We start from the raw sequence: 15,449 nt of genomic DNA, 5'->3' as shown, positions 1-15,449 counted from the left end.
CGCGCTCAGTAGCCGTCGGTGACCACGTTGTCCAGCGGCTCCTCCGCGAGGAAGCGGCGCAGCTGGGAGGCGGCGAGGGTGTAGCCGCGGCGCCACAGGCCCGGCACCGAGCCGGCGACGTGAGGCGTGATGAAGACGTTAGGAAGGCGCCACAGTTCGTGGTCGGGCGGTAGCGGCTCGGGGTCGGTGACGTCCGTGGCGTAGGCGATCCGGCCGGTGCGCGCGGTCGCGGTCACGGCCTCGGTGTCGACCACCGGGCCGCGGGCGGCGTTGACGAGCAGGGCTCCGTCGCGCAGGTGGGACAGGAACTCGGCCGAGACGAGGCCGCGGGTCTCGGGCGTGAGCGGTACCAGCAGCACCACCACATCGGCGTCGGGCAGCAGCCGGGGCAGCTCCCCGACGCCGTGCACGCCCTCGCGCGGGCGCCGCGCGACGCGGGTCACCTCGACGTCGAACGGGGCCAGGCGCGCCTCGGTCGCGCGGCCGATCGAGCCGGAGCCGACGATGAGCACGCGCTTGCCGGCCAGCTCGTCCGTGCGGCGATACGCCCACTCCCCCCGCTCCTGCGCCCGCGCGAACGACGGGAACTCGCGCACGCAGGCGAGGACGGCGCCGACGACCCACTCGGCGGTCGAGGAGTCGTGCACGCCCCGGGCGTCGCAGAGGGTCACACCCTCCGGGACCCGGCCCGTCCACGCGTCCGCGCCCGCGCTCAGCAGCTGGACGACCCGCAGCTTCGGCATCCGGTGGGCGAGCGCGGTGACCTCGGGCCTGGCCAGGAACGGGGGCACCCAGAAGGCCACGTCGTCCGGGTCCGACGGCAGCTCCCCCGGCGCCGGCATGACCTCGACGACCGCCTCCGGCCGCGCGGTCGCGGCGCGAAGGAGCTCCGAGCCGTACTCGTGGGCGACCCAGATCTTCACCATGCGCTCGATGATGCAGGTCCCCGCGGCGGGGGCAAAACGACGCGCGCGGTGATATGCGCAAGACGCGCGGGGTGGGGAACGACGGTGGAAAAGGTGGCTCCCGGGCGGCAACGCTACGCTTGGCCGGGTGAACGCCCGGACGCACCGTTCTGCCCGCCGGCCCGCTGGTCGGAGCCTCGCCGTGCTCTGCGCGGCCGCGGCGGTCCTCGCCCTCGCGGGCTGCTCGTTCGGGCCACCGCCGCCGGACGAGCTGGGATCGCCGCCGAAGCTTTCGCCGTACCCGTCGCCGTCGAGTTCCGGCGGCAGCGACGAGGGCGGGGCCGAGGTCTCGATCACCGTGCTGGCCAAGGGGCTGGCGGTGCCGTGGGGCATCGCGTTCCTGCCGGACGGCTCCGGGCTGGTCACCGAGCGTGACAGCAAGCGGCTGCTCAAGGTCGGCAAGGAGACCACGTCCGACGGCATGCTCGTGGCGGAGCTGCAGAAGATCGACGCCGCGGTGCCGGGCGGCGAGGGCGGACTGCTCGGGATCGCGGTTTCGCCGCAGTACGACACGGACAAAACGGTGTTCGTGTACTACACCGCCCAGGACGACAACCGCGTCGCCAAGCTGACCCTCGGGCAGGCGCCGGTGCCGATCCTGACCGGGATCCCCAAGGCCAGCATCCACAACGGCGGCCAGCTGCGCTTCGGGCCGGACGGATTGCTCTACGTGGCCACCGGCGACGGGAACAAGCCCGAGACCGCCCAGGACCTCAACAGCCTCGGCGGCAAGATCCTGCGCATCCAGCCGGACGGGAAGCCGGCGCCCGGTAACCCGTTCGGAACCGCCGTGTACAGCTATGGACATCGCAACGTGCAAGGGTTCGCGTGGGACAAGAACCAGCGCATGTACGCGATGGAGTACGGGGCCAGCGATGCCGACGAGCTCAACGTGATCGAGGCGGGCAAGAACTACGGGTGGCCGACGGTCGAGGGCCGCGGCACCGACCCGAAGTTCACCAACCCGATCATGACCTGGAAGACCGCCGACGCCTCGTGCGCGGGGCTGGCCTACCTGAGCGGCTACCTGGTGACCTCGTGCCTGAAGGGGCAGCGGATGTACGTCATGCAGGTCACCGAGGCCGGCACGCTCCTGGGTGCGCCGGTGCCGCTGCTGCAGGACAAGTACGGTCGCCTGCGCGCGGCCGCGGTCGCGCCCGACGGCAGCCTGTGGATCTCCACGTCCAACAAGGACGGCCGCGGCACGCCGAAGGCGGATGACGACATGCTCCTGCGCCTGGTGATCAGCGACGTCGGCGAGGCCGGGAAGAGTTGATCTCGCCGTTCCGCCGTCGTGCCGCACTGGCCACCCGACGGGCCCGTCGCCGCGCGATCATCATGGCCGCCGGTCGCCGGCGGCACCCGGCCGGGCCCGGGAGCGGCCGCGCCCGGGCGCCGCGACACCCGCACCTGCGGCGGATCGGCCGCGGGCTGCTCGTGGGTGCCGTCGCGGTGGTCGGGATGATCATCGGCGTCGAGCTCGGCGGGACCACGACGCAGGACATCGGGCCCTTCCGCGCGCAGCTCTCGCTCGCCCCGTCGTGGCACGGCGACACCTCGGTGGAGATCCCGCCGCTGGGCTCGCTGGAGCTGGACAGCCACGACGGCCCCGTGCACCTGCGCATCCGGCTGGAGTCGCTGGACGAGGCGCGCACCCGCGCGTTCGCGGCGAAGTCCGGCAACCTCGAGCAGATCAGCCACGACGCGGTCGACCAGCTCAGCCTCGGCGTGCGGCGGCTGGCGCTGCAGACGGCGGGCTGCGGCCTGCTCGGCGCGATGATCCTGGTCGCGCTGGTGTTCCGGGCGCGGCGCGAGACGGCGGTCGGGGGCCTCGTGGTGATCGGGGTGCTCGCCTCGACCGGGGCCGCGACGCTGCTCACGTTCAACCCCGCGGCGATCCAGGAGCCGACGTACCGCGGCCTGCTCGTCAACGCCCCCGCCATCATCGGCGACGCGAAGCGGATCACCGACCGGTACGAGGAGTACCGCTCGCAGCTGCAGAAGCTGGTGCTCAACGTCAGCAAGCTCTACGGCACGATCTCGGCGCTGCCCGTGTACGAGCCGGACCGGAGCACCACCAAGGTCCTGCACATCTCCGACATGCACCTCAACCCGGCGGCCTGGGGCGTCGTGCGCTCGGTCGCGGACCAGTTCGACATCGACATCATCGTCGACACGGGCGACATCAACGACTGGGGCAGCGAGCCCGAGGCGTCCTACGTCAACGTCATCGGCGATCTGAAGGTCCCATACCTCTACATCCGCGGCAACCACGACTCGGCCGTCACCGCCGCCGCGGTCGCGCGGCAGCCCAACGCCACGGTGCTCGACGACACGATCGTCTCCGTGAAGGGGCTCACCTTCGCCGGCATCGGCGATCCGCGGTTCACGCCGGACAAGTCGACGGACGAGTCGAACGAAGAGCAGCACCAGCAGGTCGTGACCTCGGGCGACATCCTGGCGGAGAAGATCCGCTCCAGCGCCAAGCCGGTTGACGTCGCGATGGTCCACGACCCGGTGGCGGCCCAGGAGCTCGCCGGGCTCTGCCCGCTGGTGCTGGCCGGGCACAAGCACGAGCGCTCGATCACGCGCCTCAACCCGAACCCGGGCGGGGCCGCGCCGGCCGCGCTGCCGGCTCCCGCGACGTCGCCCTCGGCCTCGGTCTCGCCGTCCGCGGCCGCGCGGGCCCTGCAGGAGCGCACCCTGCTCATGGTGGAGGGCTCGACGGGCGGGGCGGGGCTGCGCGGGCTGGAGAGCTCGAAGCCCCTGCCGCTCGCGCTGTCCATCCTGTACTTCGACGAGGACCGCCACCTCTCCGCCTACGACGACATCCAGGTCGGGGGCACCGGGTTGACCGAGGTGGCGCTGCAGCGACACATCGTGCAGCCGGACACGAAGGGTGCTGCGGCACCGGCTCCGTCCGTGTCGTCGTCGTCCTCGTCGCCGGCTCCGTCGCTGAGTCCTACGCCGTAGGGATCGTTTGGGCACGAAAAGTCGGGCGCTCCGCGCCACGACTTTTCGGATTTTTCGCCTGTCGGGTTGTATATCCGGTTTGGGGGGATTCGGCGGGCGGGTCGTGGCGCTCGGGGGCGTTGACGAGGTGCGCGATTCGGAGCCGGCGGTACGACGAGGCGGGTCGGGGCCGGGCGCGCGGGAGCGGCTTGCGAGAGGGCGAGGTGCGACAGCCGGGGCCGGGAGCGCGGCTCTACAAGGTGCCGGGATGCGAGAGCCGGAGCCGGGCGCGCGGGGACCTTCGGGGCGGCTGGGAGTCGCGGCAGAAGTTACGGCGGGTTCTTCGTCCTTGGCACCGCGGGCCTGGCTGGGCGGTCCCATCCGGCCGAAGGCCCTCCGGGACCGCCCATTTGTCTGGCGGGAGCAACGGTCCGCAAGTGACGCGGACCCGAGCAAAAAATGGACCGAACCGTCAGGACAGCCGCGCGATGATCAGCTCGCGCACGGTCTTGGCGTCCGCCTTGCCGCCCGTTGCCTTCATGACCGCGCCGACCAGGGCGCCCGCGGCCGCCACCTTGCCCTCGCGGACCTTCGTGGCGATGTCCGGGTTGGCGGCGATCGCCTCGTCGACGGCCTTCGTCAGGGCGCCCTCGTCCGAGACGACCTCCAGGCCGCGCGCGGTCACGACCTCGGACGGCGTGCCCTCGCCGGCGATGACGCCCTCGAGGACGACGCGCGCGAGCTTGTCGTTGATCTTGCCGCTGTCGACCAGGGACTGCAGCTCGGCGACCGCGGCGGGGGTCACGCCCAGGGCGTCGAGCTCCGTCTCGGTCTCGTTGGCGCGGCGGGCCAGCTCGCCGAGCCACCACTTGCGCGCGGACGCGGCCGACGCGCCGGCCTCCACCGTCGCGGCGATGAGCTCGACGGCGCCGGCGTTGATCACCGACTGCATGTCGAGGTCGCTGAAGCCCCACTCGGACTGCAGGCGCTCGCGGCGCACGCGCGGGAGCTCGGGCAGGGCGGCGCGCAGCTCCTCGATCCACTCGGCCGACGGGGCGAGCGGGACGAGGTCGGGCTCCGGGAAGTACCGGTAGTCCGTCGCCGTCTCCTTGCTGCGGCCCGAGGTCGTGTCGCCGGTGTCCTCGTGGAAGTGGCGCGTCTCCTGGGTGATCGTGCCGCCGTCGGTGAGCACGCCCGCCTGGCGGATGATCTCGGAGCGCACGGCGCGCTCGACGCTGCGCAGGGAGTTGACGTTCTTGGTCTCCGTGCGGGTGCCCCACGGCGCGCCGGGGCGGTTGAGCGAGGTGTTGACGTCGCAGCGCATCGAGCCCTGCTCCATGCGCACGTCGGAGACGCCGAGGGTGCGGATGACGTCGCGCAGCTCGGCGACGTACGCCTTGGCGATCTCCGGCGCCCGCGCGCCCGTGCCCGGGACGGGCTTGGTCACGATCTCGACCAGCGGGATCCCGGCCCGGTTGTAGTCCACGAGGGACTCCGTCGCGCCGTGGATGCGCCCGGTCGCGCCGCCGACGTGCAGCGTCTTGCCCGTGTCCTCCTCGAGGTGCACGCGCTCGATGCCGATGCGCACCATCTCGCCGTCGACCTCGACGTCGAGGTAGCCCTCGACGCACAGCGGCTCGTCGTACTGGCTGATCTGGAAGTTCTTCGGCATGTCCGGGTAGAAGTAGTTCTTGCGCGCGAAGCGGCCCCACGGCGCGATCGAGCAGTTCAGGGCGAGCCCGATGCGGATCGTGGCCTCGATCGCGGCGCGGTTGGCGACCGGCAGGGCGCCGGGCAGCCCGAGGCACACCGGGCAGACCTGGGTGTTGGGCTCGGCACCGAACACGGTCGGGCAGCCGCAGAACATCTTGGTGTTGGTGCCGAGTTCGACGTGCGTCTCCAGGCCGATGACCGGCTCGAACGCGGCCACCGCCTCCTCGTACGACAAGTGCGTCACGGTGCTCATGAAGTGCCTGCTTTCAGCCTTGGTGTATCAACGCACGACATTGGGTATCCCTCGCACACCTGGAAGGAGCGACGTCATGCCGGTGCAGTTTCGGAAGAGCAAGAAGATCGGCCCGTTCATTTTCCACTTCACGCAGGACGGTTTCTCCTCGTGGAGTTTCAAGCTGGGCCCCTGGTCGTGGAACTCCCGTAGCAAGAAGAACCGGGTGGACCTGCCCGGCCCGTTCTCCTGGCGCCAGGGCAGCCGGGGCTGATCCGGCCGCGGTCACAACGCCGGCGGGACGAGTGGCGGCAGCGCTGACTCCAGCGCGGCCGCCACTCGGTACATCCGGTCGTCGGCCATCGTCGGAGCCATGATCTGCAGCCCGACGGGCAGCCCCTCGCTCGTGCCGGCCGGCACCGAGATGGCCGGCCCGCCGTAGAGGTTCGACGGGATCGTGTAGAGGTCCGCCAGGTACATCTGGTATGGGTCCGAGGTGCGCGAGCCCAGCGGGAACGCCACGAACGGCGTGGTCGGCGCGACGAGCACGTCGGCGACCTCGAACGCGGCGGTGAAGTCGCGGGTGATCAGCGTCCGCACCTTCTGGGCCTGGCCGTAGTACGCGTCGTAGTACCCGGCCGACAGCGCGTAGGTGCCGAGGATGATGCGGCGCTTGACCTCCGGGCCGAAGCCCGCGTCGCGTGTGAGCGACATGACCTCTTCCAGCGAGTGCTTGCCGTCGTCGCCGGTGCGCAGGCCGTAGCGCACGCCGTCGAAGCGCGCGAGGTTGGACGAGCACTCGCTCGGCGCGATCAGGTAGTAGGCCGGCAGCGCGAACTTGAAGCTCGGGCACGACACCTCGACGATCTCCGCGCCCAGCTTCACCAGGGCGTCGATCGACTCACGGTACGCCGCGGCGACCCCGGGCTCGGCGCCCTCGCCCGCGAACTCCTTCACCAGGCCCAGGCGCACGCCGCTCAGGTCGCCCGTCGCGCCGAGGCGCGCCGCCGCGACGACGTCCGGCACCGGCTGCGGGATCGAGGTCGAGTCGCGGGGGTCGTGGCCGCCGATGACGGCGTGCAGCAGCGCCGCGTCCTCGACGGTCCGCGCGCAGGGGCCCGGCGTGTCGAGGGACGAGGAGAAGGCGATCAGTCCGTACCGCGACGTGCCTCCGTAGGTCGGCTTCGCGCCCACGGTGCCGGTGACGGCGGCCGGCTGGCGGATCGAGCCGCCCGTGTCGGTGCCGATGGCCAGCGGCGCCTCGTACGCGGCCACCGCCGCCGCGGAGCCACCGCCGGAGCCGCCCGGGATCCGCGTGGTGTCCCAGGGGTTGTACGTCGGGCCGTAGGCGGAGTACTCCGTCGAGGAGCCCATCGCGAACTCGTCCATGTTGGTCTTGCCGACCATCACGAGCCCGGCCTCGCGCAGGCGCGTCATGATCGTCGCGTCGTACGGCGGGCGCCAGCCCTCGAGGATCTTCGAGCCCGCGGTCGTGGGCACGCCGCGCGTGGTGATGACGTCCTTGACGCCGATCGGCACGCCGTCGAGCGGGCCCAGCGCGGCGCCCTGGGCGCGGCGCTCGTCGGTGGCGCGGGCGGCCTCGAGCGCGCCCTCGCGGTCGACGTAGAGGAATGCGTGGACCTTGTCCTCGACGGCCTCGATGCGATCCAGGTGCGCGGTCGCGACCTCGACGGCCGAGACCTCCTTCGCGTCCAGGCGACGGCCCAGCTCGGCCGCGGACAGCTTGGTCAGGTCACTCACGGCTCAGGCCTCCTCGTCCAGGATCCGCGGGACGCGGAAGCGGTTCTCCTCGGCGTCGGGCGCGCCGGCCAGCGCGTCCTCGCGCGCCAGGCCGGGGACGACGACGTCGTCGCGGTACACGTTCGTGAGCGGCACCGAGTGCGAGGTCGGCGGCACGTCGGCGGCGGCGACCTCGCCGACCTGAGCGACGGCCTGCAGGATCACGTCGAGCTGCCCGGCGAAGGTCTCGAGTTCTTCATCGGTGACGGCAAGCCGCGCGAGGCGCGCGAGATGCGCCACCTCCTCGCGGGAAATCGTGGCCATCGGCGCGCTTCTCCTTCAGATCGTCGGCTCGGGACGCAGCGTGACATGCGCGCGTCAACCCGACGAGTCTATTTCGTGGTGATGACGGGGCGTGCGGCAGTCTTGGACAGCCAGTCGAGCAGGCGATCCGGCGGCATCGGACGGGCGAAGTACCAGCCCTGCGCGACGTCGCAGCCGGCCTCCACCAGCATCCGCCAGGTGCGCTCGTCCTCGACGCCCTCCGCGACGACGCGCAGGCCGAGCGCCCGGGCCAGATCGATCATGGAGCGCACGATCGCGGCGTCGTCGGGGTCGGTGGCCACGCCGAGCACGAACGAGCGGTCGATCTTGACCTCGGCCAGGGGCAGGCGGCGCAGGTGGAGCATCGAGGAGTACCCGGTGCCGAAGTCGTCCAGCGCGATCGCCACCCCGAGCTTCTTCAGCCGCGCGAGCGTGGTCAGCACCCGGCGGGGGTCGGCCATCAGCGCGCTCTCGGTGATCTCCAGCTCCAGCCGCGACGCGTCGACCGACATCTGGGCCAGCCGCGCCGCGATCCGGTCCGCGATCTCGCCGGTGTGCAGGTCCCGCACGCTGACGTTGACCGCGACGCGCACACCCTCGGCCGCGGGCGCGGTGTCGCGCCAGGCCGCGAGCCGCCCGATCGCCTCGTCGATGACCCGCAGCGTCAGCAGCCGCATCACCGGGCTGTGCTCGGCGACGCGGATCAGCTCCTCGGGGTCGATCGGGCCGCGCTGCGGGTGGCGCCAGCGCAGCAGGGCCTCGACGCCGACGACCGTGCCGGTGGCGAGCTCGACCTGCGGCTGGTAGTACAGCTCGATGCCGCCTTCCGGCCCCGACTCGAGCGCCTTGCGCAGGTCCGCGAGCAGGCTGAGCCGCTCCGGGGTGTTGTGGTCGGACTCGGGCGCGTAGACGGCGAGGTTGTCGCCGCGGCCCTTGGCGTCGTACATCGCGACGTCGGCGTGCCGCATGAGCTCGGCGAAGTCGGCGCCGTGCTCCGGGTACACGGCCACGCCGACCGACGCGCCCACGTCGATCGGCAGCCCGTCCAGCAGCACCGGCTCGCCGAGCGCGGACATGATCTCCGCGGCGCACCGGCGCGCGTCGGCGACGTCGCGCAGGTGCGGCACCACGACCGCGAACTCGTCGCCGCCGAGCCGCCCGACCAGGTTGTCGGCCCCGGACGCGCGCGCGGCCGCGGTGAGCCGCTCGCCGACCTCGACCAGCAGCCGATCCCCGACCCAGTGCCCGAGCGCGTCGTTGACCTGCTTGAACGCGTCGAGGTCGAGCAGCAGCAGCGCGAGGCGCCGCTCGGCCGCCCCGCCCTCGGCCCGCTCGGCGTGCTCCTGCAGCCGGGCCGCGACCTCGCGCTCCAGGGCCTTGCGGTTCGCCAGTCCGGTCAGGGGGTCGAGGCGCCCGGCCCGCGCCCGCTGGGCCGCCAGCTTCGTCATGCGCCGGACGGCGAAGAGCGACAACAGCGCCAGCGGTACCAGCAGTGCGTCGACGTGCGCCGCCGCGACCAGCCCCGGGGCGGACAGCAGCAGCGCCCCGTTCGGCAGCGCGTCGTTGCGGACCGCCCGCGAGAACACGGCCCACCAGCGGCCCCCGAAGCGCAGCCACAGCGCGGTGGAGACGAGCAGGTTGTTCACGACGAACCAGGTCACGGCCGCGGCGAGCACCCACCCGATCCCACCGGCGTCCAGCAGCGCGTGGGCGTCGCCGCGCGGCCCGTGGGGCAGCAGCATCCCGGCGGCCAGGAACGACAGCATGTACTGCGCGGCGTTGAACGCGGCCCGCCAGAACGTGTGCTTGAGCCAGACCGCGGCGACCACAACGGCGACGAGCTGGACGGCGACGGCGGGGGCGCAGCCGTACGCGATCAGCATGGCGAACGTGAAGCACACCGACGGGAACGTCTGGATGTTCTCGTCGCGCGCGCCCTGCACGAACGGCGGCGTGTCGGCGATGACCGCGAGCCCGGCGAACACCCAGAACGCGGCGTCGAGCCGGATCCCGTCCCTCAGCTCGTGCACGAAGCTGCCCACGAGCAGCAGCGCCGCGACCGCCACGACAACCGCGACGTACGCGAAGAACCGATGACGATGCCGAGGCGGCGCGACGTTGCGCAGCGCGCTCTGCTCCATCCGTTCCCCCCGCTCGTGCACCAGGCCGGCCGTACCGATTCGGACGCCTTGCGAGCCTGCACCCTCCCCGAGGGAAATTTCCGGAAAGGATGCCGAATCGATGCAGAACAGGACCCGCATTCAACCGACCGGGCGATGCCCCGGTAGACAGATCAGCTTGAATATCCCCGCCGCGTGACGGCAGCCAAACTTTCCGTGACGATTCCGCATTGACTACGACCAGCTTGATTGCACATCACTGATATAGCTCGGGTCGATTACGCTCCGCGGCTTTCTTTCGACTCGCTCGGACTCGGACCGCACACATGCTGACATGAGGAGCCGCCGCTCTCCTCATCACGCCTCAGCGCCCTTCCCCGCGCGCCGTGCTCCAACTCGCCGGTCCACCCCGGCGCCGAGCCCTCCCCGAGCTCGGGGCGCCGGGCCAGCCCCGGTCGTCGCGAAATCTGGACCTCGTCCCGGCTCGGCATGATCGACAGGACGGGCCCGAACACCGGCGAGCGCCCGGCTCGCGATGCCCGGTGGAGCCGCTCGGCGCGCACGCACGAGCCGCCCCACACGGGCCCGCGAAGCCGTCGGGCTCCCCCTGCACCGCAGCGCCCAGCCTTCCCCGTGCGCGACGTCCGCCTGAGCCGGCACGGCGCCGAACGAGCGCGCCACGCCTACCCGGCCGTCGGAGGCCCGTCGCGCCCTGCTCAGCCGCCGTCGTCGGCCGCGGGGCCTCGCCCTTCCCGTGCTCGGCGCCCGCCCGAACCGGCGGCCAACACCGAGCCCGCGCTTCCCGTGCTCGGCGCCCGCCTGAACCGGCGGCCAACGCCGAGCCCGCGCGCCACGCCGGCCACGAGACGCTACTCGGCTGCCGCGGCCTCCGCCTCGGCCTGCGCCTTCGCCGCGGCCTCGGCTGCCGCTGCCGCCTCCTCGTCCGCCGGCTGAGCCGCCGCCCGTGCGGCGTCCGGGCCCTCGGTGAGCAGGACGTCGAAGCCCGTCTCGTCCAGGATCGGCACCTTCAGCGACGCCGCCTTCTCCGCCTTCGAGCCCGGGGACTCCCCCACGACCACGAAGTGCGTCTTCTTCGACACGGAGCCCGAGACCTTGCCGCCGCGCGAGGTCACCGCCTCGGTGGCCTGGTCGCGCGAATACCGCTCCAGCGACCCCGTCACCACCACCGTCACGCCCTCGAGCGGGCGCGGGCCGGTGTCGACGCGCTCCTCCTCCATGCGTACCCCGGCCGCGGCCCAGCGCTCGACCCACGCACGGTGCCAGTCGACCGCGAACCACTCGTGCACGGCGCGGGCGATCGTCGGCCCGACCCCCTCGACGGCGACGAGTTCCTCGGTGGTCGCGTTGGCGATCGCCTCCATCGACCCGAGCGAGCGGGCCAGGGCCTGGGCGGCGGTCGGCCCGACGTGGCGGATGGACAGCGCGACGATCACCCGCCACAGCGGGCGCTGCTTGACCTCCTCGAGGTTGGCCAGCAGGTTGAGCGCGTTGGTGCCGAGGGCGCCGTTCATGTTGACGAAGAACGGGGACTTGGCGAGGCGCTCGGCGTCGATGTCGAACAGTTCGCTCTCGTTGGGGATCACCGACTCCAGCAGCGCCGCGGCCGCCTCCCAGCCGAGCGCCTCGATGTCGAGGGCGCCGCGGGAGGCCAGCCCGAAGAGCCGCTCACGCAGCTGGGCCGGGCAGTGCTGGGCGTTGGGGCAGCGGATGTCGACGTCGCCCTCCTTGCCCGGGGCGAGGGTCGTCCCGCACGACGGGCACTCGGCCGGCATCACGAACGCGTGCTCGGAGCCGTCGCGGCGGTCCACGACCGGGCCGAGCACCTCGGGAATCACCTCGCCCGCACGGCGGATCACGACCGTGTCGCCGATCAGCACACCCTTGCGCACGACCTCCTGCGCGTTGTGCAGGGTCGCCTGCCGCACCGTGACCCCGCCGACGAAGACCGGCTCCATCACCGCGAACGGCGTGACGCGCCCGGTCCGCCCGACGTTGACCTGGATGTCGAGGAGCTTGGTCATCGCCTCCTCGGGCGGATACTTGAACGCGATCGCCCACCGCGGTGCCTTGCTCGTCGAGCCGAGCCGGCGCTGGATCGACATCTGGTCGATCTTCACGACCACGCCGTCGATCTCGTGCTCGAGCTTGTGCCGGCGCTCCCCGTACTCCGCGATATACGCCCGCACCCCCGCCATGTCCTCGCACACCCGGTATCGGGCCGAGGTCGGCAGGCCCCACGCGCGCATCAGCTCATAGGCCTCGGACTGGCTGGCCGGGTTGAACCCCTCCCGCGCGCCGAACCCGTGCACCAGCATCCGCATCGGCCGGCTCGCGGTGATGTGCGGGTCCTTCTGGCGCAGGCTGCCGCTGGCCGCGTTGCGCGGGTTGGCGAACGGCCGCTCCCCCGCCGCCACCTGGGCCGCGTTGACCTCCTGGAAGCCCTCCAGCGTGAAGAACACCTCGCCGCGCACCTCCAGCAGCTCGGGCACGTCGTCGCCGGCCAGCTGCTCGGGGATCTCGCGGATCGTGCGGGCGTTGAACGTGATGTCCTCGCCGGTGCGCCCGTCACCGCGGGTCGCGGCCCGGGTGAGCCGCCCGTGCTCGTAGGTCAGGTTCAGCGCCAGCCCGTCGATCTTGAGCTCGCACAGGTATCGCGGCCGGCTCCCCGCATCCCGCTCGACCCGCTCCGCCCAGGCGTCCAGCGCCGGCTCGTTGAGCGCGTTGTCGAGGCTGAGCATGCGCTCGCGATGGTCGACGGAGGCGAACTCGGTCGAGAACGTGCCGCCGACCCGCTGGCTGGGCGAATCCGGCGTGACGAGCGCCGGATACTGCCGCTCGATCGCCTCCAGCTCGCGCATGAGCCCGTCGTAGACCGAGTCGTCCACCGCGGGCGACTGCAGCACGTAGTAGCGGTACTGGTGCTCGTCCAGCTCACGGGCCAGTTCCGCGTGCCGCTCACGCGCCTCGACGGTCGGTTCGGACTCAGCGTCGGTCATGGCTGAGAACTTACCCCGCGGGTACGACAAAAACTGCGTCAGTCCAGGTCAGCCGTCAGACGCCGACCGGCCTCGCGGACCGCCGTGAGCGCGGCGGTGATCCGGGCCTCGCCCGGCAGTCCGCACGGCGGCGTCACGACCACCTGCGCGGGCAGGGACTTCGGCGGGAAGCCGAGCTTGCGCCACAGGTCGCGCACCTGGTCGGCCTGCGCGGCGGCCGTGCGCCCGGACACGCCGGCGAACAGGCCCATCCCGCTGTCCAGCTGCTCGCCCAGCGCATCGAGGTCACGCAGCAGCGACAGGTCGAGGGCCACCCCGACGGCGCCGGCCTCGCGCAGGAGCGAGAGCGGAACCGACGCGGCACAGCAATGCACGACGACCGGGACCCCGGCCGCGGCGATGACCGCCGACAGCGCCGACCGCGCGACCGACGGGTCCACCGACCGCAGCGTCCCGAACCCGCTCTCGGTCGGCACGCGCCCTCCCAGCACCGCGGGCAGCGACGGCTCGTCGAGCTGCAGCAGCACGCTCGCGTGCGGGAGCCGGGCCTTGACCTCCGCGACGTGCAGGCGCACGCCCTCGGCGAGCGAATCCGCGAGATCGCGCGCGGCGCCGGGATCGCGCAGCACCTGCCCGCCGATGGGCAGGCCCAGCGACGCGGCGAGCGTCCACGGCCCGGGCACCTGCACCTTGAACGTCCCGGCGAACTCGCCCGCCTGCTCCGTCATCTGGTCCAGGTCGCGTTCGAGCAGGTCGCGCGCGACGCGCAGATCGTGACCGGGCCGCGCCGCGACGCGCCACCGCGCGGCGTACAGCTCGATCGGCAGCTCGGTCAGGAACGCGCCCCCGCGCCCGATCATGTCCGCCCCGGGCCCCCGCTCGGGCAGCTCCGGCAGGTGCGGCAGGTCGGGCAGCTCGCCGAGCACGACGCGCTGCGCCTCGGCGACGTCGGTGCCGGGCATGGAGCCGATGCCGGTCGCCGCTCCGACCGGCCAGGGGAATGAGGTCACTGCCGCTCCGTGGTCACGAGGTGTGCGAGATGGTGGCCGACCCGAGCACGATGTCGCCCCCGGGTGAGGGCTCGTAGCAGACGATGGCCTGCCCGGTCGCGATCCCGCGCGCGGGGCGCCCGAGCGCGGCGACGAGGCGGCCCTCCTCGAGCCGCACGGTCGCGGGCAGCGTCTCGCCGTGCGCGCGCATCTGCACCTCGCACGCGACCGCGCCGTCGGACGGTACCGTCCACACCGGCCGCTCCCCGACCACCGTCGACACGTCGAGCGCGGACGCGGGCCCGACGGTCACCGTGTTCGTCACGGGCGTGATCGACAGCACGTAGCGCGGCTGACGGTCCGGCGCGGACACGCGCAGGTCGAGCCCGCGCCGCTGGCCGACCGTGTAGGCGTAGGCGCCCTCGTGCCGCCCGATGACGGCCCCGCTGGTGGCGTCGACGATGTCGCCGGGCGCCTGCCCGAGCCGCTCCGCGAGGAAGCGCTTGGTGTCGCCGTCGGCGATGAAGCAGATGTCGTGGCTGTCGGGCTTGTCGGCGACGGCGAGCCCGCGCGCGGCCGCCTCCGCGCGCACCTCGGCCTTGGTCGAGTCGCCGAGCGGGAACATCGCCCGGTCCAGCTGCGCGCGCGTGAGGACGGCGAGCACGTAGGACTGGTCCTTGGCCAGGTCGACGCTGCGCCGCAGCAGCCCGTCGCCCCCGAGCCGCGCGTGGTGCCCGGTGACGACGGCATCGAACCCGAGCGCGACCGCGCGATCGAGCACCGCCGCGAACTTGATCTTCTCGTTGCACCGCAGGCACGGGTTCGGCGTCCGCCCGGCCGCGTACTCCGCGACGAAGTCGTCCACCACGTCCTCGTGGAACTGCTCGGCCATGTCCCACACGTAGAACGGGATCCCGATCACATCGGCGGCCCGCCGGGCGTCCCGCGAGTCCTCGAGCGTGCAGCACCCGCGCGCGCCCGTGCGGTAGGTCTGCGGGTTGCGCGCCAGCGCGAGGTGCACGCCCGTCACGTCATGCCCGGCGGCAACCGCCCGAGCAGCCGCAACGGCCGAGTCGACCCCGCCGGACATCGCCGCTAGCACTCTCACGCTCCCAGCGTACCGGCGCGCGGAGGCATATTTTCCGGGGCGGTTTTCCATGGCTCGGGTCCGCGTCAGTAACTGACCGTTGCTCCCGCCAGACAAATGGGCGGTCCTGAGGGCCTTCGGCCGGAGAGGACCGCCCAGCCAGGTCCGCGGGGCAAGGACAAACCCGCACCGTCCGCCTCCGCCACCGCGGACGCTGGACGCCCACGCGCGGCCGCGAACTCGGCCCGTGGGCGACGCTTGGCCGCGACGTGGGCACGACGCCCGGGCGCGGGCGCGACGTGGGGCGCGA

General features: G+C 72.6%; 11 protein-coding genes. 3 read left to right on the top strand and 8 right to left on the bottom strand.

The annotated features are described in order from the left end of the window. Positions 1–5: 5 nt before the first annotated feature. Complete coding sequence (locus tag ACQP1P_RS06770; protein WP_433089874.1) at positions 6–923, bottom strand: 2-hydroxyacid dehydrogenase; 918 nt, start codon at positions 921–923, stop codon at positions 6–8. Positions 924–1,053: 130 nt separating this feature from the next. On the opposite strand from ACQP1P_RS06770, the gene ACQP1P_RS06765 reads away from it, so the two are divergent. Then, positions 1,054–2,241 carry a PQQ-dependent sugar dehydrogenase gene (locus tag ACQP1P_RS06765; protein WP_433084163.1) on the top strand — a complete coding sequence of 396 codons (1,188 nt, stop codon included), beginning with the start codon at positions 1,054–1,056 and terminating at the stop codon, positions 2,239–2,241. 62 nt (positions 2,242–2,303) lie between these two features. Beyond that, a complete protein-coding gene (locus tag ACQP1P_RS06760) occupies positions 2,304–3,938 on the top strand; it encodes a metallophosphoesterase family protein (protein ID WP_433084161.1) in 1,635 nt (544 codons plus the stop codon). Between the two features lie 451 nt (positions 3,939–4,389). On the opposite strand, the gene gatB is transcribed toward ACQP1P_RS06760, so the two are convergent. Continuing rightward, positions 4,390–5,883 (bottom strand): Asp-tRNA(Asn)/Glu-tRNA(Gln) amidotransferase subunit GatB, encoded by a 1,494-nt coding sequence (gene gatB, locus ACQP1P_RS06755; RefSeq protein WP_433084159.1) that lies wholly within the window; start codon positions 5,881–5,883, stop codon positions 4,390–4,392. Between the two features lie 76 nt (positions 5,884–5,959). Here gatB and ACQP1P_RS06750 point away from each other — a divergent pair, with 76 nt between their 5' ends. Beyond that, positions 5,960–6,136 carry a DUF4236 domain-containing protein gene (locus tag ACQP1P_RS06750; RefSeq protein ID WP_350624267.1) on the top strand — a complete coding sequence of 59 codons (177 nt, stop codon included), beginning with the start codon at positions 5,960–5,962 and terminating at the stop codon, positions 6,134–6,136. Positions 6,137–6,147: 11 nt separating this feature from the next. Here ACQP1P_RS06750 and gatA read toward each other — a convergent pair whose 3' ends face one another. The 6 genes from gatA to mnmA form a co-directional block, all read right to left on the bottom strand. After that, positions 6,148–7,623 carry an Asp-tRNA(Asn)/Glu-tRNA(Gln) amidotransferase subunit GatA gene (gatA, locus tag ACQP1P_RS06745; RefSeq protein ID WP_433084156.1) on the bottom strand — a complete coding sequence of 492 codons (1,476 nt, stop codon included), beginning with the start codon at positions 7,621–7,623 and terminating at the stop codon, positions 6,148–6,150. Between the two features lie 3 nt (positions 7,624–7,626). Continuing rightward, complete coding sequence (gatC, locus tag ACQP1P_RS06740; protein WP_433084154.1) at positions 7,627–7,926, bottom strand: Asp-tRNA(Asn)/Glu-tRNA(Gln) amidotransferase subunit GatC; 300 nt, start codon at positions 7,924–7,926, stop codon at positions 7,627–7,629. A 68-nt stretch (positions 7,927–7,994) separates the two neighbouring features. Further along, complete coding sequence (locus tag ACQP1P_RS06735) at positions 7,995–10,067, bottom strand: putative bifunctional diguanylate cyclase/phosphodiesterase (protein WP_433089872.1); 2,073 nt, start codon at positions 10,065–10,067, stop codon at positions 7,995–7,997. Between the two features lie 848 nt (positions 10,068–10,915). Continuing rightward, complete coding sequence (gene ligA / locus ACQP1P_RS06730) at positions 10,916–13,063, bottom strand: NAD-dependent DNA ligase LigA (protein WP_433084152.1); 2,148 nt, start codon at positions 13,061–13,063, stop codon at positions 10,916–10,918. A 38-nt stretch (positions 13,064–13,101) separates the two neighbouring features. Beyond that, positions 13,102–14,025, bottom strand: a complete 924-nt coding sequence (locus ACQP1P_RS06725; RefSeq protein ID WP_433089871.1) for a methionine synthase — start codon at positions 14,023–14,025, stop codon at positions 13,102–13,104. A 61-nt stretch (positions 14,026–14,086) separates the two neighbouring features. Next, the gene (gene mnmA, locus ACQP1P_RS06720; protein ID WP_433084150.1) at positions 14,087–15,160 is read right to left on the bottom strand and encodes a tRNA 2-thiouridine(34) synthase MnmA; all 1,074 of its coding nucleotides are present in this window, start codon (positions 15,158–15,160) and stop codon (positions 14,087–14,089) included. Positions 15,161–15,449: the final 289 nt, after the last annotated feature.

It is taken from the genome of Dactylosporangium sp. CA-052675 (genome assembly GCF_050947935.1).
Classification (GTDB): Bacteria; Actinomycetota; Actinomycetes; order Mycobacteriales; family Micromonosporaceae; genus Dactylosporangium.
Note: the sequence above shows the minus strand (reverse complement) of the source record. Positions and strands in the feature narration are given on the sequence as shown.